The following is a 24,139-nucleotide window of genomic DNA, read 5'->3' as shown; positions in this document are numbered from 1 at the left end:
GCGAAATGTCCTACATGATTGCGGTGCCAGACATGCTCAGCTCGGCGGCTGGGGATTTGGCCAGCATCGGATCGTCGATCAATGCCTCAACGAGGGCGGCCGCGGCCGCGACGACGAGGTTGTTGCCGGCCGCCGCCGACGAAGTGTCGGCCCACATTGCGGCACTGTTTAGCGGACATGGCGAGGGCTATCAGGCGATCGCCCGGCAGATGGCAGCGTTTCATGACCAGTTCACGCTGGCCCTGACGTCAAGTGCGGGCGCGTATGCCAGCGCCGAGGCGACCAACGTCGAACAGCAGGTGCTGGGTTTGATCAACGCGCCCACCCAGGCGCTGTTGGGGCGTCCGCTGGTCGGCAACGGCGCCGATGGGACCGCGGCCAATCCCAACGGTGGCGCCGGTGGGTTGTTGTATGGCAACGGCGGCAACGGGTTTTCCCAAACCACCGCCGGGCTCACCGGGGGTACCGGCGGGTCGGCCGGGTTGATCGGCAACGGCGGCAACGGAGGGGCCGGCGGAGCCGGCGCCAACGGCGGCGCGGGCGGCAACGGCGGCTGGCTCTACGGCAGCGGCGGCAATGGCGGCGCCGGCGGCGCCGGCCCCGCCGGAGCCATCGGCGCGCCGGGCGTCGCGGGTGGTGCCGGCGGGGCCGGGGGATCGGCCGGATTGTTCGGCAACGGCGGTGCCGGCGGTGCCGGCGGGGCCGGCGGACAAGGCGGCGCCGGCATCGGCGGGGCCGACGGCACCAAGGGCGGTGACGCCGGCGCCGGCGGGGCGGGCGGTGCCGGCGGCTGGATCCACGGCCACGGCGGCGTCGGCGGCGACGGCGGAACCGGCGGTCAGGGCGGGGACGGCGTCCAGGGCGAGCCCGGCGACACCGGCGCCGCCGGCGGAGCGGGCGGCGCCGGCGGCCGCGGTGGCGACGGCGGGTCGGCCGGCTGGCTGTCCGGCAACGGCGGCGACGCCGGCACCGGCGGCGGCGGCGGCAACGCCGGTGCCGGCGGAGAGGGCGGCATCTTCGGCGGCAACGGCGGCAACGGCGGCACCGGCGGCACCGCTGGCGGCGGCGGCAACGGCGGACGCGGCGCCGCGCTGTTCGGTCACGGCGGTAACGCCGGCCACGGCGGCGCCGGCGGCAACGGCGCCGCCGGCGGAAACGGCGCAGACACTCAGCTAGGCATTTCCGGTAAGGGTGGTACGGGTGGTGGCGGCGGCGGCGCCGGTGCCGGCGGCACCGGCGGCGACGGCGGGCTGCTGTATGGCAACGGCGGGGCCGGCGGCAACGGCGGCAACGGCGGCGCCGCCGGCAAAGGCGGGATCGGTGCCCCCGGGCTTAGCACCGCACAAGGTGGTGACGGTGGCAACGGTGGTAGCGGCGGCAACGCCGGCAACGGCGGCAACGGTGGACGAGGCTCCGTGCTGTTCGGCCACGGCGGTAACGCCGGCCACGGCGGCGCTGGCGGCAACGGCGCGGTCAGCGGAAACGGCGGAAGCAGCATCACAGCCGTCGGTGGTAAGGGTGGTACGGGTGGTGGTGGCGGCGGCGGCGGTGCCGGCGGCACCGGCGGCGACGCCGGCCTGCTGTATGGCAACGGCGGGGCCGGCGGCACCGGGGGCAGCGGCGGCGCCGGCGCCAGAGGCGGCGACGGCGGCGCGGGGTCTGGCACCGCGCAAGGTGGTGACGGTGGCGCCGGTGGTGTCGGCGGCAACGCCGGCAACGGCGGCAACGGCGGGTCAGCCGGCTGGCTGTCGGGCAACGGCGGCACCGGCGGAGGCGGCGGCACCGCCGGCGCCGGCGGCCAAGGCGGCAACGGCAACAGCGGTATTGATCCCGGTAACGGCGGCCAGGGCGCAGACACCGGCAACGCCGGCAACGGCGGCCACGGCGGATCGGCCGCCAAGCTGTTCGGCGACGGCGGCGCCGGCGGCGCCGGTGGGATGGGCAGCACCGGCGGCACCGGCGGTGGCGGCGGCTTCGGCGGCGGCACCGGCGGCAACGGTGGCAACGGCCACGCGGGCGGTGCCGGCGGTAGCGGCGGCACCGCCGGCCTGCTCGGCAGCGGAGGCAGCGGCGGCACCGGCGGCGACGGCGGCAACGGCGGTCTGGGCGCCGGCAGCGGCGCCAAAGGCAACGGCGGCAACGGTGGCGACGGCGGCAAGGGCGGCGACGCCCAGTTGATCGGTAACGGCGGTAACGGCGGCAACGGTGGCAAAGGCGGCACCGGCCTGATGCCCGGAATCAACGGCACTGGAGGCGCCGGCGGTAGTCGCGGGCAGATCTCCGGCAACCCCGGCACGCCCGGGCAATAAACCCGCACGGCCAGATCCGGTGTGACGACGTATCACACAACGACGAGTGGCTTATGTCCAAGTATTTGACGTCGCCGGGTGGCGCGAAAGATCACCCAATGAATGTCAACACATTTGACATTTCAGATCCCCAAATTGATCATCGAAGCACGGGGCATCGCCGCCCACCCAGATCTCACCTCGAAAACGTAGCCGGATCGCACGAGCAATTCCGCTCAAAGAATTCACAAAAATGTATACGTGCGACCAGACAATGGCGGAAAACCGCCCCAGTTGCGGTGTGCGCTAGTTAACATCGCAACTACATATCAGCAAATCAGGGAGAGGAAACCGTGTCGTTTGTGTTGGTGTCTCCGTCGCAGCTGATGGCCGCGGCGGCCGATGTGGCCGGTATCGGTTCGGCAATCAGCGCGGCCAACGCGGCCGCCCTGGCCCCGACGTCGGTGCTGGCCGCGGCCGGTGCCGATGAGGTGTCCGCGGCGGTCGCGGCACTGTTTTCCGCCCACGCCGGCCAGTATCAACAGCTGGGCGCGCGTGCAGCGCTGTTTCACGAGCAGTTCGTGCAGGCATTGACCGGGGCGGCGAGCGCGTATGCCAGCGCCGAGGCGACCAATGTCGAGCAGCAGGTGCTGGGTTTGATCAACGCGCCCACCCAGGCGCTGTTGGGGCGTCCGCTGATCGGCAACGGCGCCGACGGGACCGCGGCCAATCCCAACGGTGGCGCCGGTGGGTTGTTGTACGGCAACGGCGGCAACGGGTTTTCCCAAACCACCGCCGGGCTCACCGGGGGTACCGGCGGGTCGGCCGGGTTGATCGGCAACGGCGGCAACGGAGGGGCCGGCGGAGCCGGCGCCAACGGCGGCGCGGGCGGCAACGGCGGCTGGCTCTACGGCAGCGGCGGCAATGGCGGCGCCGGCGGCGCCGGCCCCGCCGGAGCCATCGGCGCGCCGGGCGTCGCGGGTGGTGCCGGCGGGGCCGGGGGATCGGCCGGATTGTTCGGCAACGGCGGTGCCGGCGGCGTCGGCGGTGACGGCGGACAAGGCGGCAACGGTGCCGGCGCCGGGGCCAGCGGCACCAAGGGCGGTGACGCCGGCGCCGGCGGGGCGGGCGGTGCCGGCGGCTGGATCCACGGCCACGGCGGCGCCGGCGGTGACGGCGGCGCCGGCGGGGCCGGCGGACAAGCCAGTCCCGGCGCCCCCGGCCCACCCAGCCAACCGGGCGGCGCCGGTGGTGCGGGCGGCGCCGGTGGCCGCGGCGGCGACGGCGGGTCGGCCGGCTGGCTGTTCGGCAACGGCGGTGACGCCGGCAACGGCGGCGGCGGCGGCACCGCCGGCGGTGCCGGCAACGGCGGCCAATTCGGTGGAGACGGCGGCAACGGCGGCACCGGCGGCACCGCCGGCGCCGGCGGCAACGGCGGACGAGGCGCCGTGCTGTTCGGTCACGGAGGTAACGCCGGGCACGGCGGCGCCGGCGGCAACGGCGCGGCCGCCGGCGCCGGCGGCGAACATGTCGTGGCCACCGCCGGTAAGGGTGGTACGGGTGGTGTCGGCGGCGACGGCGGCGGCGGCGGCGCCGGTGGTGGCGGTGGGCTGCTGTATGGCAACGGCGGGGCCGGCGGCAACGGCGGGGCCGGCGGCGCCGGCAACTCCGGGGGCGACGGCGGCACCGGGCTCAACGCCGCACTAGGTGGTAACGGTGGCGGTGGCGGTGTCGGCGGCAACGCCGGGGCCGGCGGCACCGGCGGGTCGGCCGGCTGGCTGTCGGGCAACGGCGGCGCCGGCGGTAGCGGCGGCAGCGCCGGAGCCGGCGGCGCCGGCGGAAAGGGCGGCGACACCCCCAACGGTCTGGCCATCAATCCCGGTATCGGCGGCAACGGCGGGGACACCGGCAACGCCGGCAACGGCGGCACCGGCGGATCGGCCGCCAGGCTGTTCGGTGGCGGCGGCGCCGGCGGCGCCGGCGGAACGGGCAGCACCGCCGGCAGCGGCGGCAGCGGCGGCACCAACCCGCCGACCGGGCTTCAAGCCGCCGGCGGTAACGGCGGCAGCGGTCACGCGGGCGGTCACGGCGGCAACGGCGGCGGCGCCGGCCTGCTCGGCGGCGGCGGCACCGGCGGCAACGGAGGGGGCGGCGGCCAAGGCGGTCTGGGCGCCGCCGCCGGCGGTGTCGACGGCAACGGCGGCAACGGCGGCAACGGCGGCAAGGGCGGCGACGCCCAGTTGGTCGGTGACGGCGGCAACGGCGGCAACGGCGGCAAGGGTGGCGCCGGCCTGATCGCCGGACTCGACGGCGCCGGCGGCGCCGGCGGAACTCGAGGACTCATCTTCGGCAACGCCGGCACGCCGGGGCAGTAACGACCCAGCCAGCAGCGGCGAGCCAAACTACCCGCCCACGGCACCACCAAGCTCGGCCAGCACGCCGCCGGCCGCCAGCGCACGATAGCCACCGACGACATCGGTGGCCCGGTGCAACCCCAAGTCCAGCAGCGACGCTGCCGCCAGGCTCGAGGTGTAGCCCTCCGAGCACAGGATCACCCACTCGACGTCGTCGTCGACGGCCTGGGGCAGCCGGGCGTCGCTGGTGGGATCGCAGCGCCATTCCAAGACGTTGCGCTCGATCACTAGCGCCCCTGGCACCTCGCCCTCCCGGGCCCGCTGGGCTTGGGGCCGGATGTCGATGAGCACCGCGCCGCGCCGCGCCGCCTCGGGCACCTGGTCGGCCGCAAGGCGCCGATACCGGCGGCGAGCGGCCTCCAGCACCCGGTCGATTCGGCTCATCCCGACCCTTCGGGCTGGTCGGTCAATTCGGTGCGCTGGCGGCGCAGCGTGTTGCGTTCGGTGATCTCGTAGTACGACATCGCCGTCAGCGGCGGCGAGTAGGCGTGCACGCTCAGGGTTGGCGCCACAGCCATCCCGGCCGCATCAGGCCCCCCAATCGGCCGGGGCGCCCACACCACGTCGTGCACCCAACCCAACGGGAACCCGGCCTGATCACCGGCATCGAGGCGGCGCCGTCGCAACCGACGGCCGTCCCAACGATATTCGTTGAGCGACCCGCTCAGCACGGTCAACGCTCCCAGGGACCCGCCATGGTCGTGCAGCTCGGTCGGTTGACCGGGAACCCAGCTAATCAGCCAGATATCCAGCTCCTCGTCACCGTGGATGCGGGTGTACCAGCGCTGCGTCTGCGGGACACCACCGTCGGGTAGCAGGTGGTCGCAGCGCCCGCCAAGCACGTCGTCGGCGGCTTGGTCGGTGGCGCGCAGGAGATCGGCTACACGCAGCCGTGTGGGTCCCGGTGATGGAACCGCGGTGGTTGGCGTGACAAGAGGCATAACCACGGGAGAACTCCAAAGAGTCGAACGGACAGGGCGGACGGCAGGTCAGGGCCGACAACACCCACAAAATCCGTAGCGCTCCATCACGCGGTCAGTCTTGCATAGATTGGGACGGTGCGCCCGAGCCGTTATGCCCCCCTGCTGTGCGTAATGGTTTTGGCGCTGGCGTGGTTGTCGGCCGTTGCCGGCTGCTCTCGCGGCGGCAGCAGCAAAGCCGGACGTTCGTCAAGCGTTGCCGGTACGTTGCCGGCGGGCGTCGTCGGCGTCTCCCCGGCCGGCGTGACCACCAGGGTTGACGCTCCCGCGGAATCGACCGAGGAGGAGTATTACCAGGCCTGTCACGCCGCAAGGCTGTGGATGGATGCCCAGCCCGGCTCCGGCGAGTCGTTAATCGAGCCGTATCTGGCGGTGGTCCAAGCATCGCCATCCGGAGTTGCCGGCAGCTGGCACATCCGCTGGGCGGCGCTGACCCCGGCACGGCAGGCGGCCGTGATCGTCGCGGCGCGCGCCGCCGCCAACGCGGAATGCGGATAACGCTCGGCAATTGAGATCAGGGGTGCAAGAAACTAGTGGCCGGATCCCGATAAGGGCACCTCGCCGAGCAGAATGAAAGCATGCCCGCACCAGCTGCCCTCCGGGTGCGAGGGTCGTCTTCGCCGCGCGTCGCACTGGCGCTCGGCAGCGGCGGCGCCCGGGGTTACGCCCACATCGGAGTGATCCAGGCGCTGCGGGAGCGCGGCTATGACATCGTTGGGATCGCCGGCTCGTCGATGGGCGCGGTGGTCGGTGGGGTGCATGCGGCCGGCCGACTCGACGAGTTCGCCCACTGGGCCAAGTCCCTGACGCAGCGCACCATCTTGCGGCTGCTGGATCCGTCTATTAGCGCGGCCGGCATCCTGCGGGCAGAAAAGATTCTCGACGCGGTGCGCGACATCGTCGGCCCGGTCGCCATCGAGCAGCTGCCGATCCCCTATACCGCGGTGGCCACCGACCTACTGGCCGGCAAGTCGGTGTGGTTTCAGCGCGGCCCCCTCGACGCGGCGATCCGGGCGTCCATCGCCATACCCGGGGTGATCGCCCCACACGAAGTCGACGGACGCCTGCTGGCCGATGGCGGAATCCTGGATCCACTGCCGATGGCGCCGATCGCCGGGGTCAACGCCGACCTGACCATCGCGGTCAGCCTCAACGGCAGTGAGGCCGGCCCCGCTCGCGATGCGGAGCCCAACGTCACCGCCGAGTGGTTGAACCGCATGGTGCGCAGCACTTCCGCGCTGTTTGACGTCAGCGCCGCCCGGTCGCTGCTCGACCGGCCTACGGCGCGGGCGGTGCTGAGTCGCTTCGGCGCGGCGGCCGCGGAATCGGATTCCTGGTCGCAAGCTCCGGAGATCGAGCAGCGTCCAGCCGGCCCACCAGCTGACCGCGAGGAAGCCGCTGACACACCCGGGCTACCCAAAATGGGCAGTTTCGAGGTGATGAATCGGACGATCGATATCGCCCAATCCGCACTGGCGCGCCATACGCTGGCGGGCTATCCGGCCGACCTGCTGATCGAGGTACCGCGTTCAACGTGCCGAAGCCTGGAATTTCACCGCGCGGTGGAGGTGATCGCCGTCGGCCGCGCGCTGGCCACCCAAGCCTTGGAAGCATTCGAGATCGACGACGAATCTGCCGCTGCGACCATCGAGGGCTGATCAAACGCCGAGCAGCCTGGCAACGGCTTGCGCTTCGCGGCGGCCCTGCTGACGTCCGGCCATCGCCGAGTTCACACGGCAGAGCGGATCCAGCGGGTTGGGCCCGAAAGCCGCCAACGAGTCGTCGTCGGCGAACACGGCAAACACCATGCCGGTGGCTGCCGCGATCTCCGCGGCCGCCCCGCCGCCAAAGGGCGACGGCGCGTCGGCGCCGGCGGGCACCAAAACCACGGCGGCATCACAATCGTCGGCGACACCAAGGTTGACCGAGCTGGCCACCCCGCCATCCATGTAGCGGCGGCCGGCAATTGTCACCGGAGGCCACGCCCCCGGCACCGAGCAACTGGCCGCCACCGCGTCGACCAGCGCCACATTCGACTCGCGATGGAAAACAACCAATTCGCCGGCGGCGATGTCGATCGCGGTGACCCGCAACACCCGGTCCGGCCAGTCGTGCGACGGCAAGCGCTGGGCGATCACCTGACGGCGGACGGACTCCGGAACGGTGTCGACCGCCAACGCCACGGCACCGATCCGTTGTAGCCGCCGGCGCGTCGAAATGTGCGGCTCGGTCACGGCAGTCAGGAAAAGATCGGTGATGGCATCGATGTCGACACCGGGATCGATCTCCGCCGACGTCTCGGCGAGCTGCCGTTCGTACAGCGTGTCGAGCGGGCAGCCACTGCTGATCTGCGCGGCGACCGTTGCACCGGCCGATGTCCCGACCAACACATCCGAATCCAGTAGCAGCCGGGCCGCCGCCGGCGATTCGTCCGCGATGCCGCGCAAAACACCTGTTTCCCAGGCGATTCCGGCCAGTCCTCCGCCGGCCAATACCAGCGCGCGTCTAGTTGTCACGAGTTCACGCCGACGTGTGTTGCGCATGCAGTGCCGGCTCGCTGAGATCTTCCCGGCGAATCGGATGTCTGGGTGGATCAGGTAGCACCAGACTCCTGTTGACCCGCAGGGCGGCGTCCACGTGGACCAGCTCCCCCGCGTCCAGCAGGCGCCAACGCGGGTTGTCATCCATCGGTTCAGTCGCGAACACCACCGACGACCGTTCGCGCAAGTGCGTCGAGTGTGCGCGGATTCGCTTGCTTCGCAAGTGGAACTCGGGCGCAACGTCGCCGTGGCGGTCCAAGATATACAGCTCGTGGGACTCCGGATACCGCAGTGCCCATACATCGGTCGCGGTGCTGAGCAACACGTTGACGGCATAGATCGGCACATTCGCCGCGAGCCACCTCAGCGCGTCAATCAGACCGGCTGATTCGTTGCCGTCCCGGGCGCGGATCGAAGCGGTGATCAAAGCGAATACGCGCTCGGAGTCGGTCTGGCCCAACACCAGGTCATCGGCGCCGACCTCGCGCAGCCGTTCGTCGAGGACATCCAGTCCTTCGACCAACCCATTGTGTGCGAAGATCCGCCCGTCTTGCAGGAATGGGTGGGTATTGCGGATGTCGAGCGACCCGGTTGTCGCGTAGCGAACATGGGCGACGAACGTCGTGCCGGTCAGCTCGTGGGCTTCGGTGGCGAAGTCGGCGTCTTGCCAGGCCGCTATTGGTTGCTTGTGTAGCCGCGGCTGGTGGTGTTCGTCGAAGACACCAAGGCCGGTGCCGTCGGGGTTTCGTCGGCTTTGCTCGGCCAGGCTATCCGAGGCGTTCAGCAACCAAAACGTCGCGGTGACAGCATCGGTTCCGGAGTGCAAGCCAAAGAGTCGGCACATGATCCCGACGGTAGACGAAGCCGGCAGCGCCGCTCAGCCCACCAACAAAGCGGAAAGCTTCTCGAGCACCCCGCGCGCGTAGCCCTGCCACATCCTGGCGAACACCGGCAACACCGGCGCGGCCAGCGCCGATCTAGGATGGATGGTCCATTGCCAGGTCACCGTGGTTCCGGTATCCGCGGGAGCGAAGCTCCACTTGCCCTCCACCAACGCGACCAGCGGCGCCAACAGGCCCTTGATGTCGGTGAGCGTGTAGCCGAACGACCGCGGCGGGTCGACACTGGTCAGCTCCTCGCGCACGCGCCCGCCGCCGACCATCGTGATGACACGGGTCTGTCCGACAGAATCCCAAGCACCCGTTTGATCCCGGACCTCCTTGATTGGTGGGATCAGGCCGTACCAGTGCGAACAAATCACCGGCAGCGCTGCCGCCAGCGTGCCACCGAACGCATCCTCGGATTGCACCGGAATCGCTCGCGATTGCTCGACGACGACAGACTTTGCCATTGGATTTCCCGTCCGATTCTCGACATCCCGGCCGGGGACGCCGCCAGCAACTCTAGCGTGCCAGCCCGGGAGCGGCCCGGCCGGTGATGAGCGGCAGGTCGAAAAAGCTCTGGATGCCCGCCGGGGCGGCGCAGGTTGCCGGGATCGCGTTGACGCAGTGCGCCGCGGTTGCCACGATCCCGGGGTTGCTCTTCAAGCCGGCCGCCACGGTCTGCGGTTGCCAACCCTTGATGGTGACGCAGGTGTCCGGGCTGCCGCGCACTTCGATCTCGTAGCGTTCTCCGGCCGGCCCGAATGACCAAGGGGGATCCAGATTTTCCGATCCCATCAACCAGTTCACGGCGATCTGGACGACCACTGTGTCCTCGACCAGCGCCTCCCAATGGAAGCGGCGTCCGGCCACCTGTCCGGGCTCAATTACTCCGATCGGCGAGTCGATCGGGGCGGTCGCAACCGCCACCTCCTGCGAAGTGCGGATCTGGGGGTCGGCGGCAAAGCCCAACCGGTCGACACACAGCCGTACCGACTGCAGGAAGCCCCCGTCCAGAATTTTCTGCATCGGTCCGGTCAACGCGCTGTCCGGTGTGCCGCCGAAACCCATCACATAGCGCAGCACGTCCGGCGCTCCATAGCTGCGCAGATCCGAAAACTCTTCGGAGCGAACAAAAGTCACACCGGTGGACATCACCGACAGGAGCAACGGGAACAGCTCGGTGACAGCCCCGGGCCCAATTCCGGCGCCGTGCAGCGTCGCATTGCCGGCCTGCGCGGCGACTTCCAGTGGGGCGGCCTCCTTTTCACTCGGATAGAACCACCCAAGCGGAGTGACCACGTTCTTGCCCGAACACAACAGCGCGGCGACTTCGTCGACGCTGGGCAGCAATGGCGCGTAGATCACCGCGTCGGCGTCCAGCGCCAAAACGTCGTCGATGCTGTTAGTCGCGATCACGCCCAATGGTGGTGAACCGATGATTTCGCCGACGTCTTTGCCGCTCTTGGCCGCCGAATGCACCCAGCAGCCTACGAGTTCGAGTTCGGGATGCTGCAGCACGCCTTTGATCGCCGCCACACCGACCGATCCCGTCGCCCATTGAATGACCCGCAGGCTCATGGTCACCTTTCTACCCGCGAGCAGACGCAAAAGCCTCCATTTCGACACGAAAATGGGCGATTTTGCGTCTGCTCGCGCGGGTCAAGTGTGCACCTCGGTGATCTGGTAGGCACCTTCGGCGTAGCGAGAACGGATGGCCTTCTTGTCGTACTTGCCCACGCTGGTGCGGGGAATCTCGTCGACAAACGCCCACCGCTCCGGCAACCACCAGCGAACGACCTTGTCCGCCAGGAATGCTCGCAGATCACCAGCACTAACGGTGGCCCCTTCCCGAACTACGACAACCGCCAGCGGCCGTTCCTGCCAGCGCTCGTCGGGAACGCCGACGACCGCGGCCTCGAGCACGTCCGGGTGCGCGATAAGGCAGTTCTCCAACTCAACCGAGGAGATCCATTCACCGCCGGACTTGATGACGTCTTTGGCGCGGTCGGTCAGGGTGATGAAGCCTTGCTCGTCGATGCGGCCGACGTCACCGGTGCGCAACCAGCCGGAATCGAACTTGGACTCGTCACGTCCCCCGTAATACGAGCCGGCAATCCAGGGCCCGCGAACCTCCACCTCGCCAACGGCGTTGCCGTCGTTGGGCAGCACCTGGCCATCGTCGTCGACGATCCGGGTCTCCACCCCGCACACCGGTTGGCCCTGAGTGATGCGGAATGCCCAATGCTGGTCGTCCGGGGTGCCAGGTGGCGGCCAGGCCATGGTGGCCAGCGGCGATGTTTCCGTCATGCCCCACAGCTGCCGAATCTGGACGTCGTGCTTGTCTTCGAAGACACGCATCAGCGATTCCGGAACCGCCGAGCCGCCGCAGGCGACCAGACGCAGCGATGACATGTCGTGATCGGGGTCCTTCTCTAGGTAATGCATGACGTCGTTCCAGATGGTTGGCACCGCGCCGGCCAACGTCGGCTTCAGCGTCTCCACCATGTGGATCAGCGAGCGGGCGTCGAGATGCCGATCGGGTAGCACCAAGTCCGCACCCGCCATCAAGGCCGCATACGGTAGCCCCCACCCGTTGGCATGAAACATCGGCACGATCGGCAGCACCTTGTCACTGGACCCGACCCCGATACCGTTTGTGGTGCAGGCCGCCATCGTGTGCAGAAAGCTCGAACGATGGCTGTATACAACGCCTTTGGGATTGCCGGTAGTACCGCTGGTGTAACACATTGCGGCCGCGGAGTTCTCATCGATCTGCGGCCACCCGAAGTCGGGGGATTCGGCGTCAATTAATTCGGCGAAGCGCAGCACGGTCTTGCCAGCTTCCCGCAGCGGCGTCGTGTCGCCCTCCCCTACCGCGATCACGGTATGCACGGTGTCGAGTTTGGGCAGCACCGGCGCCAGCAGTCTGGCCAATGACAAGTCGACCAGAATGACGCGGTCTTCGGCCTCGTTGGTGACGTAGGCGATCTGCTCGGGGAAGAGCCGGATGTTGAGGGTATGCAGCACCGCGCCCATCGACGGGACCGCGAAGTAGGTCACCAAGTGTTCGGTGTTGTTCCACATGAACGTGGCAACCCGCTGGTCCCCGGTAACACCGAGGCGGCGCAACGCATTTGCCAGCTGTGCGGCTCGTTGCCCCACCTCGCGATAGCTACTGTGCCGGTAGCCATCACCCGTCGCGGTCGTGACAGTGCGTCGCCCGTGGACACCGCAGCCGTGGCGCATGATCGCGGTGATCGTCAACGGAAATTCCTGCATCGTGCTGTACATCGATGTACCGCCTTACGGGTCTCGGCGCGCCTCATGTCCTCCTCGGGCGAATGCTATCGCCGCGAGAAGTCATGAGAAACGGGTTCCCCCGAGAAGCGCGTTCGAGCTAGGCGAGCGCCGGCGCGTACTGCTGCAGCTCAGGCGAGAACCACTGCATAGACCCGCGGCGCTGTAGCGCCAGCTGCTCGGTCCCGGACACGATGGTCGAGGCAACCGCTGTCCTGGTGATGGTGCCGGAGTAGTCGGCGATGTACAGGTACTTTCCGTCCGGGCTCTCGACCACGCACGACGGCTGGCCGGTCCTGATCGTGCCGATGACATCGTGCGTACGGGTGCACAGCACGGTCACCCGATCCTCGCTGACCAAGTAGGCGCGATCCGCGTCGCCGCTAACGCTCACCCGGGTGACCAACCCGCCGATCTCGCTGATCGCGCGCGAGCTGGTGATCTGGTGGGTGCGAGTGTCGATGACGTCGACCACTGCCCCGAAGTCGGAGCCGCAGCTGGCGACGTAGGCGATGGCACCGTCGGGGCTGAGCGCGACGTCGCGGACCGATGACCCGATGTCGATGGTCGCCACCACGCGCAAGCCCGCCGCCGCCTGGTTACCCCGGGGTTTGGAGCTCTTCTGCCGCGAACGCGAGCGACTCCCGATGCGTCCCCCGTCGGACTGCGCGCGGGTCGTGATCACGACGAGCAGGCCGCCGGATGGCCCATTGGCGCCGACGTACAGGACACTTCCGTCCGGGCTCATCCGCACGCATTGCGTGGTGGTGCCCGGCGCCTGGGAAACGTCTACGACGTCGATCAGTGCGCCCGTCGTCGTGTCCAGCACCGCAACGTCAGCACCGCGAGTGCCATTTCGGCTGACGTACAGGTACTTGTCGTCCGGGCTGAGTGTCAGGTCGCTCACACTGAGCGCCAGCGGATGGGTGCCGAGAACGGTGTTCGTGGCCACGTCGATGACCGCGATCGCGTCGTACGCCGACGACACCGTGCTGACGTACGCGCGGTTGGCTTCCGCATTGCCCATGGCGATCGCGAACGGTTCGTTGACACTGGTGACGGTCTGGGTGACCCGGCAGGTGTCGGTGCCGACGACCGAGACGGTGTCGGTGCCGTTGTTGGTCACTAACAGCAGACTGCCGTCGCGGCTGATGGCGATGCCACCGATCGGACCGCCCTGCACCGGAATCTTGACCACGGCGGAGCCCGGTGCGGTGCCGAACTCGAAGACCTGGGCATCTCTGCTCTCTCGAGCGACCTCCCGGCCGTTCATAACGCTCATGCGCCGCTCCTCCTCATCACTTCGTTCCGCATCGTCGCCGGCGCGGCTCATACGCGCCGCTCCTCGCTTGCTGTGTCTGCGGGCCTCCAGGCTTGCGACAGCACAGCAACCGTGCTGTGCGACGCCGACTGCCCGGGATTCGCCGCATTTCGGCACCAGAAAGCGCTGATTCATACTGGGCTGGAATAAGTCTAGCGACCAAATTCTGATCAAGAATTTCACGAATTAGACGCTGTTACCTAGGTCACGTGACCGACTTATGTTCCGCTCAGGATACCGATCATGACGTATCCCGATACGGGGTATGCGGCAAACCAGTGCTATGAGCAAAAGCTGCAGTTTTAGCGTACTTCGCTAACACCCAGCACACGCGCCCCATAACTGGGAAATAAGAAATTCTCATAATTCAAATCAAAATGAGGCTAATATCACATTGTGCACGAGTAGGCAGGTCTCAGCATATTTCGTCGGCCCTGCGACGGGAACGCCTCATGGTCAATGTCGACGGCAAGTGGCTGTATCGAATATATTTTCGATGAGACTGGTTAGTGGTCACGGGCGGCGGTGATCGCTGAGGTCGGTGCGGCCTTGCGGATCAGCCAGGGGCCAACGGCCAGCCAGCTGCGGTATGCGCGAGTGCCTAGCCATGGTGGGCCAAGTCTTCACCGCCGGCGACATCGACTACCGGATGTTTCAAACGATCGTGTGTCGCAGCGATCTGACCGTCGACGGTGAGGTGTTGGCGGCCGTGGCCGCCGAGCTCGCTCTCAGGGCGGCTCGCTGGCCGTCGATGACCCAGCGCCGGCTGGCCGTCCACGTCGATGCAATCGTGGCCCGCGCCGATGCGCTGCGCCGGCAGAAGTAGACTCAGGCCGATCGGAATCTAGATTGGGCACAGCCAAGACGGTGTCCGCGAGATCGCCGGCAGCCTGCTGCGCCCCGACACCCACGCCCTAGATGAGGTTGACCATGCTGGCGGCCGCCAACCGGCGAACAAACCAAGCACTAGCTGAACTGAGTGTGCGGCCGCGGCAGGGCGACGCCGTCGACGGTGAGGTCGACCTTCTCGTTGTAAAACGCCACCAGGCCGGCGATCGGGGCAACGGCGGGCAGTGGATAGTGATACGTCCAGGCCAGGTCGCGGTGCACGGCGTCGCCGACGCGCACAGACCAATAGCCCGACGTCGTCCCCTTGTACGGGCACAACGTCTGCGTCGAGGTGGGCTCCAGATGCTCGAAAGCGATGTCGGCCGGATCGATGTAATACCTTGTGGGTATCCCGGTTTCGAATAGCAGAACGGGCGATCGGGTGTCAGCGAGCACAATGCCGTCCAGCTCGACACGGACGTGTCGGTGCGAGCGCAGCGCATCGGCCCGCTGATAGGGATTGCGCGGATGGCCGTAGATCGGCTCGTCCTCCTCGAACCACCGCAGCGGATCCCAGTTGAAACGCACGGTGCCCGCCACCGGGCTGTCGCCGTCGACATCGAATACCCGTGCCGCCGATCGGTGGGTCTGACCGGCGCTTACCAAGGAGTGCAGCCGCGACGGACCCAGCTGCACCCGCTGCGGGTGGTTCTCGTCGCGCAGGAACTCCAAGCGGACATCCGCCAGCGGGATGTAGTACTGCGGGTAGTAGGGAACCTCCCAGACATAGCGCGCCGCACTGGTGTCGAAGACGAGCACATGTCCGAGATAGCCGCGAACTCGCCGCGGGGCCGGTTCTATTCTTCCCCGGGTAGCAGCCATTTGGGGGTAATCCACGCTCATCGCGATGCTCCTTGTCCGGCCATAGCAACAGGCGGGGCGTAGGTGGCCCGACGGGAGTCGCCCCGCTCAAACCAACGTATCGCCAGGTTGGGTTGCTGGCTTGAGCGGCGAGCAGCAGCAGCGCCCAACGCCATGACTTGCCAACAACGATTTCCCCGTGCCCCCAGTCGGACTCGAACTGATTTCGAGGCCCTGGTAAGCCCGCTGAAACCTCATTTACCAGGTAAAATACATCAGTGTAGTTCACAGGAGTTATCTGTAACTGTGGGCAAATTGTGGGCGCGGTGTGGGCAGCGGGGCGTACCGTGCCGAGCATGAACATGGTGCAGACCACTCATTACAGCGCCCCTGAGCCGCCGCACCCCTTCGGCAGCCCAAGACCAGATGACTTGCCCATCTCGGCTGCGGCTTGGGATGCGGCCAAGAATACAAGCGGAGATGCCAGGTTCGTGTTCCCTGTTCTATTCGACGCGATCAAGCGGCTCGAAGGCCGAATCGATCAAGCCTCGGAGTGACCAAAGGCGGGGGTGGTGGTCCCGGCGGCGCCGGTGCATCCTCACCGGAGGAGGACCAGCGTCATGGGGTGCCCTTGCCCGCTATGTCGACTGACCGGGTTTGACGCTGCCGGGGCCACCTGGCTTATTGGGCGCGGACCCGGTACCGGTTGAGTACGTACTGTTCGGCCAGGGTCCAGCCGTTGAAGAACGTGCGTTGGTCGGAGGTGAAGTCGGCCATGACCTGGTTGAGGCTGGACTGGCGTGGGTTGCCGGCGAGTCGGGCTGCCGCGGTGGTGATGACGGCGGCGATCTCCGCGTTGGGTTCATCGGAATTGGGGCCGTCGTCGAATCCACGGCCGCGGGTGTAGGCCTTGGCCATCGCGGTGATGATGGGGATAGCTGCGCCGGGGCTGCTGATCTTCGCGTTCAGCAGCCCGGCAACAGCTTCTTCGGTGACTTCGGCCATTAGGCGCTCAGGACGATCACGGCTTCAGGGTGCAGCAGACCGAGGTCGTAGCGTGTGACCACGCGGATACCGATCTGGTCGTAGTCGGCGTAACGCTCCGAGAGGATGGTCACGGACGGGGCCATGTCGCGTGCGACGGCGATTTGGCTGGTGTCGGCCAGGACCGCCTTGCCCTGCTTCAACTTGTTGGTGACCGTGACGGGTACACCGAATAGCCGGTAGGTGGGACCGGAGGTGACGTCGGACTCCAGCAGGTATTGCTTGCTGTCGGTGTCGTTGGTCTTCAGCTTGCGCAGCGCGATGAAGTCGGTGCCGTTGACGAACCAGCGGTTGGGCATGACTTCGGCCGCCGATGCCAGCGCGATCGCGTCCAGCAGGGAGTCTGCGTCGGTGACGTCGAGGTCACCGGTCTGTACGCCGGGCTGGTTGATCAGGCCTGTGATGCCGTTGGCGGCTTCGCCTTCGGTGCTGGTGGCCACGGTGGCGTTGGTGGCTTCCAGCTGGTCGACGGCGGTGGCGGCCAGGGCGCCGGCGAACGTCACAGTGTAGGGGCCGCCCGCGCTACCGGCGACGGTGGCGTTACCGGCCCCGATCGTCGACAACCCCTGGATGGCGGCCTCGACTGTGGCCGCGTCGGCGGTATCGGCCAAGTCCGCCGTGCTCACCCCTCGAAACGACACCGTGAACGGGTCACCGGTCACCGTGACGACCTGTACCTCATTGGTGGCCTGGCCAGCGCCGGTGAGTAGCGCGAGGTCGAGCTTGTCCGAGACCACCTTCACCAGCCGGTTCTTTAGGGTGGCGTCGATCCCGATCACGCTTTGGCGGGCGAGTTCGCGGCTGTAGCGTTCGATGACTTTGATGCTCTTGCGGTCCGTGGGCATCAACACAACCTCATCAAAGGTCGTATCGTGATCCGAGGGGATCAACTCGTTTTCACCGATGAATCCGACGGTGCTCGATTTCGTCAGCTTGGGGATCCGCAATACCCCAGAGGTATCAAAGATCCTCGGCCCGGACGACAGGACAACGGAGGCGGCTTCGAGGGGCTGCACCAACAGGGCCGACACCTGATCGGCAAGCAACTGCGGGTTAGCGGCAGTGGTTTCAACCATGAGAGTCCTTGAGTGACAGCCTTTTCCGGGGCAACCCGTGAAAAGGTCAGTGGATTTAGGATCGTTGTAGTTTTACAACGATCTCCGGAACCCACGCCACCAGGACGAAACGGGGCCAGCTCACCAGGAACCGGCCCCACCAGAATACCCGGCTGGCGCCTCTCCGGTTTTCAGGAGAAGTTGCCCTGCTTTCCACCCCGGCGCGCGTGGGCGGCACACTTCCCGGCCAGCGCGTATTCCCCCATCGAAGCCGTAGGTCGGAAGCCATAGATTCAACCTATGCCTTTGTCCTTACTGTGCCCGCTGCCGCAAGATTGCCGCCAAGTCCACAGTGCCGGCGCCGGATGATGTTGCGCCTTGCCCGATATCACCGACCGGGCGCCGGTTCACGAGGTGCGGTTTGCGGGCCAGCAAGTCGTCGATCGCGGCCGCCATCTTGTCGGCGTCGTCGAGGTGCTCCGCATCGAACGGCAAGTCTGTCGGGTCGGCCAGGCGGCCAGTAGCCCGCACCAACTCCGTGTGCAGCCGTTGCGCGTACTGGTCGGCTTGCTGGGCTCGCTGCCGGTAGCGGCCGTTCTCCTGGCGCAGCTCCTCAACGTACGAGCGTGGGAACGTGTCGGGCTCCTCGTCGCCAGGATCGTCCGTCACCTGCTCGGTGTCACTTGCGGTGGCCTCGGTGTCGTCCTCGCCATTGTCGACCGTGGTTGTCTCGGTGTTGGTGTCGGTCATGATGCTTGGTTCCTTTCGAGTTGCCGGGTGTACTGGGTTGATTGAATGCTTTTGGCGAGAACGATTTTCGGTGTGCAGTTGCAGCCCTTGTGATGCTGAAACGGGTGGTTTTTAGGCCAGATGCGGCCATTACGCCACCACCACCGGCACAGTTGGCAAGGGTCGTCGTCCATCTGCCGTGTCCAACCCTCCACTAGTGGCTGTGCAGTCATAGCTGCTATGGCGGCGTTCTGGCCGGTCTCCAACGGTTCAGAGCGGGCCAACCGCTCCAACCGCATGCCGGCGACCTCTACGGGATCACTGTCGGGCGCAAGTTCACGCCCGCGGGGTTGACCGCCGGCGGCAGGTGGTTTGAGCATGCCGATCAGCCCGTCCAAGATCGTGTGGGCGGCTCGTAGCAGCCGGTCGTAGTCATCGGCCGGCGCGATGCCCGTAGACGGTGCCGGCAAGGTGGTAGCTTTCTCGATCTGTAGCGCAACGTAGGTGTCGGCCAGGGTGAACGCTGCCGCGTTGGCCGCGTTCACCAGCACCGCGATCAGCTCCTCGGCTTCCTCGGTGGTGATGTGCCCGGCCCGCAGCGCGGCGTACACCTCGGCCGCGCGGGCCGCGGTTCTATCGGCCAGAGCACCCGACCTGGCCTGGTAGTCCCCGACGAGTGTCATGCGGCCGGCCTCGGCTCAGGCCCGGCCAGTAGGAAGTTAGCGCCGGCGGCGTCGAGTGCCTCGGCGCGCCGAGCTGTTCGAATCTTCGCAATTTCATCGTCCGAGTAGCCGAGCTTCGCGAGCGCATAGGAGGCGGGTAGCAGGCCGGCCTGGTGCAGTTTGACGACGGCGTCCGCTTGTTGCGCAACGGACCGAGTTGCGGCGTCAGCCCACTGCACCCGCGCTTTGAGCTCCATGGGGTCGCGGCCGTCACGAACCGCCAACATCAGCTTGGCCACCTGCTCCCAGGCGCGGCCGAAGGTGGCTTGGCGGGCTTCGGCGCGGGCGGTCAGGCTGGCCTCCGCTGCGCGTAGGGCATCGGCGCTGGCGGGATTATCCGTGAAGACACCGACATAATGCGCGGGCAGCGTGGACACGGCCATGATCTGGCCCAGCAGGATGTTGACCGCGTTCTCATAGCCGGTGAGTGTGGCGGCGTCGAGCTGGCCGAACTTCGCGCCCTGTTCCTCGCTGATCATGCTGCGGTGGCCTTCGGGGATCGGGTTGGCCTCGGTCGTGACGGGTTGGCCTTCGTCGTCGAGGACGGGGTTGCCGTCGTCGTCGAGCACCGGTTCCTCGGTGAGTTCGATTCCTGTTGCCCAACGCCGCGGCCGGCCAGTGAATTCGCTCGTCGTCATCATGTCGGCGAGCAGCTTGTTGAGCGCGTCCACGAGCGGCTTCAGGTCGTCGATCTCTGAGCAGCCCCGCTCACTGAGAATCAGATCGCTATTGCGCAAGTTGACCACCGGGACAACACCAAGCGGATTCGCCAGCGTCCCAACAAGGTTGTACCCCACCGTAGTTGCTCCGGTGGCGTTGGCGCGGTAGTGGCTGATCAGGTCCGGCTCGTATAGCATTACTTGCGTTGTGGTCTTCGTCTCCCACCGTTTCGCCGCCGCGGTAATCTGCCGGGTTCCTGGGTCGTGTTGGGCGACAACCTGTTTCGCTGACTCAACCGTGACTTTAGGCCGGCCGAGCTTGTCAGCCCACACGATGACGAACGAGTCACCGAGCAACAAGGCTTCGCGGTGCGCGACACCGGAGAGTTGGTCGAGGTCGTTGCGGATCCAGTCGTCCCAAAGGTCGGCGGCATCCCCTGAGAATCCGGTGATCCGTAACCGCTCGGCCAGCGCAGTCACAGCCAGGCGCGGAATGTTAGATGCCATGCGGCCGAACCGATCCCCCAACGCCGTCTTGGCCTCTGGCGACAGGAACGCCAACGGCTGCTCCCCCCGGTAGTAGAGGCCGAGCTCGTTGTAGCGGGCGGCGGGCTCGTCAAGCCGCTGCATCAAGCTCAGCAATAATGCGTTGTCTTCGCTCACTTGAAACTCCTTGTCTTACTTCGCTTCTTATGGGTTGCTCGCCACGTGGCGCGGCTGTGGGCCATGACCAGGCAGGCGGCCAGGTCGATCTTGGGAGCGGTGCGTGACCGTGACCCCTTGGACAACCGCATACCGCGCGCGTCCTCGACAATGCACGCCGCACCGACGTGCGCGGCCAACTTCGCGTCACCGCTATGCGACATACGGCCATTCACCGCAGCGGAATACAGGTCGGTGGTGGCCGCGGTCAACCGGGCCGGCGAGTGCGGAAACTCCACCACCGGCAGCTTCTCGGCTTCCAGCGCTTGCAGGGTGCGAGTCCACCTGAAAGGGTCGGCGATGATCTCCACGACTTGCCAGCGCCGGCACGATGCCCGGATAGTGGCCTCCACGTCGGCGATCGGCACCCGGTAGTCGGTGTCCTTGCGGTGCGGGCGCTCCCACACGGCGATCGTGTCGAAATGCGGTTCCGGTGAGACAGTCCCGACCAACAACGCGGTGGTGTCGTCAGAGAACGAGCCGTCAAGCGCGATCACAACCTCGGCCCGATCGGGCACACCCACACCCGTCGACAAGTCATTCCACACCTCACTGGGCAAAAATTCCCCCTGGGTGTCAGCGGCCAACTGACACAACCGGGCCCGCCGAAACGTCGCCTCCCGCGTCTTCGGCGGCAACAACGCATGCAGCGCGTCACGATGTAGAAAATCGTCCAAGGCGGGATTGGCCAAGTCCCAGCAGTGCTCGCAGTCGACCGGGTGGTGCTCGAAGCCGGCCGCCGAAAACTCCCGCCACACCAACGACGAATCCTCAGGATGCTCAGCCGCATACGAACGCAAGTCGAGGAGGACCTGATCCTCGAGGTTCGGGCCCGGTGTGCCGATGCACACCAGCGTCGACCGCTCCCGCTTCCCCTGCGCCAAGGTCAGCACCTCATAGCTGTCGCGGTTGGCCACGCCGGCCTCGTCAAGAATCGCCAACGTGTAATCGAGACCTTCGAGTCGCTTCGGTTCCGCAGGCAGACAGTGAAACTGCGCGTCACGAACCGGAATCACGAGCCGTTCCTTGAACACCTGGCAGCGCGACTCCAACTGGCCGTTCAGCTCGACCATTCGCCGGGCGATGCCGTAAACGATGCCGGCTTGCCTCTCGTCGACGGCGACCACGCACACCACGGCACCCTCACCACCACAGAACAACTCGTACAAGCCCCACGCGGCCACCAACGACGACTTACCCTGACCCCTGGGCAGCATCCACCCCGCCGTACGCGGCTGCGGGTCACTGTCGAGCACCGACCCCACCAGGTCACGCTGCCAGCTCCGCAACCGCAACGGAGACCGAGCACCGGTGCCCTTGGGCACGACGATGTACCGCTCACAAAACCGCCCAAACCGGGCAGACCCCACCGACCGCGGCCGCCACGGCAACGGACTCGGATCAACTGACGCCTTCGGGCCAGCTTTCAACTTGAAAGTCCCCCAGTGTGTAACGCCCCCTGCGCCTTACCCCCGCGGCTGAAATCCCCTTTGCTGGGGGCGTCTCCCCAGGTCAACAGGGCACGCTCAGCGGCGGCGATGCGTTCGCGGCCGGTGCGGGTGGGGTGGCGGCGGTAGGTGGCGGTGAGGGCGGCCAGTACGCGGTGTAGGTCGTCCTCGTTGTAGCCGGTGGTGCCTCGCCTGCTGTTGCATGATCGGCAGCGGATGGCGATGTTCTCGCGGCAGTGGACGAGTTCGGGTGCGATGGTCTTGGGAAGAATGTGGTCGCAGGTGAGGTCGCTGCTCGATCCGCAGTCGTCGCACCACGGCTGCGCGCGGCGGGCGTGGGTGGAGATGGCGCGCCAGCGTGGGTCGTGGGCGGCTTGGCCGGGGCGGCGACGAGCTGCGCGGGTGTCCTTCACCCGGTGCTCATCACACCGGCTGTTTGCTGCGGGTTGGCCGCAGACGAGGCATGGCTTGAGGGTCATCTACTGGTTGCTGTCGTGTAGGCGGTCGATGAGTAGTTCCAGTTCGGCGCGTTCGAGGTTCACCAGCGAATGAAGCTGGTGGGCCAGGTCGTGGACTTGTGGTCCGGTCAGGTGGACCTCGATGGCGCCGAGGGGTGGGGGTGCGTCGATGAGTAGGCCGACGCTGAGTTTGCGTTCGGGTGCGCGTCCGATCATGAGGCGGATGGGGCCGGAGACGCGGATGAGGTCGTCGGGCAACGCGGTCAGTGGTGTGTTGCTGATGCGGTGGTGGTAGTCCATGTTGGGTTCTTCCTTTGCTTTGCTGAGCAGAAGTCGCAGACGCCGGTTTTGCTGTTGGCGGGTGCGCGGCGGCAGCCGGGGCACAGTGGAGGTCGGCGTTTGGGCATGGTGGCGGGTGAGGGTTTTTGGCTGGTTTCTGCCGGACATCCGTCAGCATCCGTCAGCACCGTCAGCAATGGTGTTTGAGCTGCGGTTTCCTGCTGACGGATGTTTTCGCGCTGACGGATCGAAGTGTCAGCGCCGTTCGAAGTGTCAGCACCGTTTTGTGGTTTGACCTGCGGTGCGACGGATGCTGACGGTTCCTGACGGATGTACCGCGAGAATGCGTCGTGCAAGGACTCCAGCTTGTATCCGCGTACGGCGGCATGTCCGATGCGTTCCGGCTTGATGCCGAAGCCTTTGAGCCGGTAGGCGAGTTTGCGGGTTGTTAGCTCGAAGTCGTTCCATGGCGACTCGTCGAGTTTGCGCAGCGCCGACACCAGATCGGCTGATGCCAGGAACGGCACCGTCCGCTCAGTGAAGATGCTGCGGATATCGGCGAGCAACTTGGTGCCGAGTGAGCTGTCTTCGTCTGCGGAGTCGGCGGCGTTGACGAGCGCGACGCAGGCGGCTCTGGCGGTGTCCGGCCAGTGCCCGCCAGCAACGTCAGCGACCGCGATGAGCGGTTCCCAGGTGTCGGCCGCGCGATCCTGCACTGGCATGTCCGGGGTGGCTTGCTTCAGCTCCTCGAGGTGCCCAGCAGCCCACTTTGCTAGCCGCTCCCTTATCTCTTGGAGCTTCGGGCCGTCGCGGCGGGACCGGTACTGCTGCACCTTCTCGCCGGTCGACCTTCGACGCTGGGTGATGTTCACGCCGCGGTCGGTGATGGTGTCGGGCATGGCGCCGATGCCGGCGAGCGCCACCATGCAGAACGTCGAGAACTCAGTGGGGATCTGCATGGGTCCGACACAGCGCAGCGCGGGACGGCCGCGCTGGTGGCCGGCGTTGAGCAGCGCGCGCAACTCTTCATTGTTCTCAGCGACCTTTTTGGAGCCGAAAATCGTGTCTGCCTCGTCAATGATGAGCGTGGGCGGATGGTCGTCACCGATCGAGCGGAAGATGGCCGCTACCGTCGCGTTCGCGGTCGCCAGCGGCCGGTGGCACGTGCCGGTGATGACGTCGAGCAGCCGCGTCTTTCCACAACGTTTCTCGGGGCTGGTGATGACCAGCCGCGGCGCGCATTCGAACGCGGGAAGCGCGTGGGTTGTGACGATCCATAAGGCGGTCGCCACCGCGGCGTGCTCATCGGGGAAGATCACGTATCGCTTGATGGTTTCCAGGAGATCGTCGAGCATCCGCGCGTCGGCGGAGGCCGCCCACTGCTCGGCGGCCTCCTTCCCGCGCTCGACTTGATCAGTCGTCATCTGACCCCTCGTCGGCGATCGCAGCGTCGAGGTGCTGCCACAACCGGCGACACGCGTCTCGGCGCCCGGTCCGGTGCCCCCACCGGAAAGCCTCGGCCCGCCGACCCAACCACGGCCGAATCCGCGGCGGGTCAATCGGCCAATCCCGGTAGTGCTCGCACGTGCATTGGGTGCCGTAGGCGCACCGGCGCGCGGCACACGGCGTC

General features: G+C 67.1%; 24 protein-coding genes. 6 read left to right on the top strand and 18 right to left on the bottom strand.

The window, feature by feature from the left end; genetic code table 11:
- Positions 1–5: 5 nt before the first annotated feature.
- A complete protein-coding gene (locus MCAN_RS05675) occupies positions 6–2,309 on the top strand; it encodes a PE family protein (RefSeq protein WP_014000592.1) in 2,304 nt (767 codons plus the stop codon).
- 332 nt (positions 2,310–2,641) lie between these two features.
- Positions 2,642–4,663 carry a PE family protein gene (locus tag MCAN_RS05670; protein WP_014000591.1) on the top strand — a complete coding sequence of 674 codons (2,022 nt, stop codon included), beginning with the start codon at positions 2,642–2,644 and terminating at the stop codon, positions 4,661–4,663.
- A gap of 27 nt (positions 4,664–4,690) precedes the next feature.
- Here MCAN_RS05670 and MCAN_RS05665 read toward each other — a convergent pair whose 3' ends face one another.
- Together MCAN_RS05665 and MCAN_RS05660 are read right to left on the bottom strand one after the other, a co-directional pair.
- A complete protein-coding gene (locus tag MCAN_RS05665; RefSeq protein ID WP_014000590.1) occupies positions 4,691–5,086 on the bottom strand; it encodes a rhodanese-like domain-containing protein in 396 nt (131 codons plus the stop codon).
- Positions 5,083–5,649 (bottom strand): cysteine dioxygenase, encoded by a 567-nt coding sequence (locus MCAN_RS05660; protein WP_003405649.1) that lies wholly within the window; start codon positions 5,647–5,649, stop codon positions 5,083–5,085. The genes MCAN_RS05665 and MCAN_RS05660 overlap by 4 nt, the downstream gene beginning before the upstream one ends.
- 111 nt (positions 5,650–5,760) lie before the next feature.
- Between MCAN_RS05660 and MCAN_RS05655 the strand changes: the two genes are divergently transcribed.
- On the top strand, positions 5,761–6,180 hold the full coding sequence (locus MCAN_RS05655) for a lipoprotein LpqV (RefSeq protein WP_014000589.1): 420 nt from the start codon (positions 5,761–5,763) through the stop codon (positions 6,178–6,180).
- 80 nt (positions 6,181–6,260) lie between these two features.
- Entirely contained in the window at positions 6,261–7,340 is a 1,080-nt protein-coding gene (locus MCAN_RS05650; protein WP_014000588.1) for a patatin family protein, read from the top strand.
- Here the strand turns inward: MCAN_RS05650 and MCAN_RS05645 are convergent, their stop codons facing one another.
- The 6 genes from MCAN_RS05645 to MCAN_RS05620 all read right to left on the bottom strand — a co-directional run bounded on the left by MCAN_RS05645 (position 7,341) and on the right by MCAN_RS05620 (position 13,685).
- Positions 7,341–8,198, bottom strand: coding sequence for a patatin-like phospholipase family protein (locus MCAN_RS05645; RefSeq protein ID WP_014000587.1), 858 nt, complete (start codon positions 8,196–8,198; stop codon positions 7,341–7,343).
- A 4-nt stretch (positions 8,199–8,202) separates the two neighbouring features.
- On the bottom strand, positions 8,203–9,066 hold the full coding sequence (locus MCAN_RS05640) for a class II glutamine amidotransferase (RefSeq protein WP_014000586.1): 864 nt from the start codon (positions 9,064–9,066) through the stop codon (positions 8,203–8,205).
- Between the two features lie 33 nt (positions 9,067–9,099).
- Complete coding sequence (locus MCAN_RS05635; RefSeq protein WP_014000585.1) at positions 9,100–9,573, bottom strand: SRPBCC family protein; 474 nt, start codon at positions 9,571–9,573, stop codon at positions 9,100–9,102.
- 52 nt (positions 9,574–9,625) lie between these two features.
- Positions 9,626–10,690: an NAD(P)H-dependent amine dehydrogenase family protein gene (locus MCAN_RS05630; RefSeq protein WP_014000584.1), complete on the bottom strand. Its 1,065-nt coding sequence runs from the start codon at positions 10,688–10,690 to the stop codon at positions 9,626–9,628.
- 75 nt (positions 10,691–10,765) lie between these two features.
- Entirely contained in the window at positions 10,766–12,397 is a 1,632-nt protein-coding gene (locus MCAN_RS05625) for a long-chain fatty acid--CoA ligase (RefSeq protein ID WP_014000583.1), read from the bottom strand.
- Positions 12,398–12,503: 106 nt separating this feature from the next.
- Positions 12,504–13,685, bottom strand: a complete 1,182-nt coding sequence (locus tag MCAN_RS05620) for a YncE family protein (protein WP_014000582.1) — start codon at positions 13,683–13,685, stop codon at positions 12,504–12,506.
- Positions 13,686–14,313: 628 nt separating this feature from the next.
- On the opposite strand from MCAN_RS05620, the gene MCAN_RS23455 reads away from it, so the two are divergent.
- Entirely contained in the window at positions 14,314–14,550 is a 237-nt protein-coding gene (locus MCAN_RS23455; protein ID WP_041180049.1) for a DUF222 domain-containing protein, read from the top strand.
- A 140-nt stretch (positions 14,551–14,690) separates the two neighbouring features.
- Here MCAN_RS23455 and MCAN_RS05610 read toward each other — a convergent pair whose 3' ends face one another.
- Positions 14,691–15,455, bottom strand: coding sequence for a DUF427 domain-containing protein (locus tag MCAN_RS05610; RefSeq protein ID WP_014000581.1), 765 nt, complete (start codon positions 15,453–15,455; stop codon positions 14,691–14,693).
- A gap of 314 nt (positions 15,456–15,769) precedes the next feature.
- On the opposite strand from MCAN_RS05610, the gene MCAN_RS22335 reads away from it, so the two are divergent.
- Positions 15,770–15,970, top strand: a complete 201-nt coding sequence (locus MCAN_RS22335; RefSeq protein ID WP_145974167.1) for a hypothetical protein — start codon at positions 15,770–15,772, stop codon at positions 15,968–15,970.
- Positions 15,971–16,094: 124 nt separating this feature from the next.
- Here the strand turns inward: MCAN_RS22335 and MCAN_RS05600 are convergent, their stop codons facing one another.
- The 9 genes from MCAN_RS05600 to MCAN_RS05560 all read right to left on the bottom strand — a co-directional run bounded on the left by MCAN_RS05600 (position 16,095) and on the right by MCAN_RS05560 (position 23,933).
- Positions 16,095–16,418: a hypothetical protein gene (locus MCAN_RS05600; protein ID WP_014000580.1), complete on the bottom strand. Its 324-nt coding sequence runs from the start codon at positions 16,416–16,418 to the stop codon at positions 16,095–16,097.
- A complete protein-coding gene (locus MCAN_RS05595) occupies positions 16,418–17,533 on the bottom strand; it encodes a phage major capsid protein (protein ID WP_014000579.1) in 1,116 nt (371 codons plus the stop codon). The genes MCAN_RS05600 and MCAN_RS05595 overlap by 1 nt, the downstream gene beginning before the upstream one ends.
- Before the next feature lie 291 nt (positions 17,534–17,824).
- On the bottom strand, positions 17,825–18,262 hold the full coding sequence (locus MCAN_RS05590) for a hypothetical protein (protein WP_014000578.1): 438 nt from the start codon (positions 18,260–18,262) through the stop codon (positions 17,825–17,827).
- Positions 18,259–18,924 carry a hypothetical protein gene (locus MCAN_RS05585; protein WP_014000577.1) on the bottom strand — a complete coding sequence of 222 codons (666 nt, stop codon included), beginning with the start codon at positions 18,922–18,924 and terminating at the stop codon, positions 18,259–18,261. The genes MCAN_RS05590 and MCAN_RS05585 overlap by 4 nt, the downstream gene beginning before the upstream one ends.
- Complete coding sequence (locus tag MCAN_RS05580) at positions 18,921–20,252, bottom strand: phage portal protein (protein ID WP_014000576.1); 1,332 nt, start codon at positions 20,250–20,252, stop codon at positions 18,921–18,923. Before MCAN_RS05580 ends, MCAN_RS05585 begins: the two co-directional genes overlap by 4 nt.
- A gap of 29 nt (positions 20,253–20,281) precedes the next feature.
- Positions 20,282–21,754 (bottom strand): terminase large subunit domain-containing protein, encoded by a 1,473-nt coding sequence (locus MCAN_RS05575; RefSeq protein WP_014000575.1) that lies wholly within the window; start codon positions 21,752–21,754, stop codon positions 20,282–20,284.
- Positions 21,751–22,185, bottom strand: coding sequence for an HNH endonuclease (locus MCAN_RS05570; protein ID WP_145974166.1), 435 nt, complete (start codon positions 22,183–22,185; stop codon positions 21,751–21,753). Before MCAN_RS05570 ends, MCAN_RS05575 begins: the two co-directional genes overlap by 4 nt.
- 66 nt (positions 22,186–22,251) lie before the next feature.
- Positions 22,252–22,530, bottom strand: coding sequence for a hypothetical protein (locus MCAN_RS05565; RefSeq protein WP_041180046.1), 279 nt, complete (start codon positions 22,528–22,530; stop codon positions 22,252–22,254).
- Positions 22,494–23,933, bottom strand: coding sequence for a DUF3631 domain-containing protein (locus MCAN_RS05560; RefSeq protein WP_041180045.1), 1,440 nt, complete (start codon positions 23,931–23,933; stop codon positions 22,494–22,496). The genes MCAN_RS05565 and MCAN_RS05560 overlap by 37 nt, the downstream gene beginning before the upstream one ends.
- Between the last annotated feature and the right edge of the window lie 206 nt (positions 23,934–24,139).

This window comes from Mycobacterium canetti CIPT 140010059 (assembly GCF_000253375.1).
GTDB classification, from domain to species: domain Bacteria; phylum Actinomycetota; class Actinomycetes; order Mycobacteriales; family Mycobacteriaceae; genus Mycobacterium; species Mycobacterium tuberculosis.
This window is presented reverse-complemented; position numbering and strand designations above follow the sequence as displayed.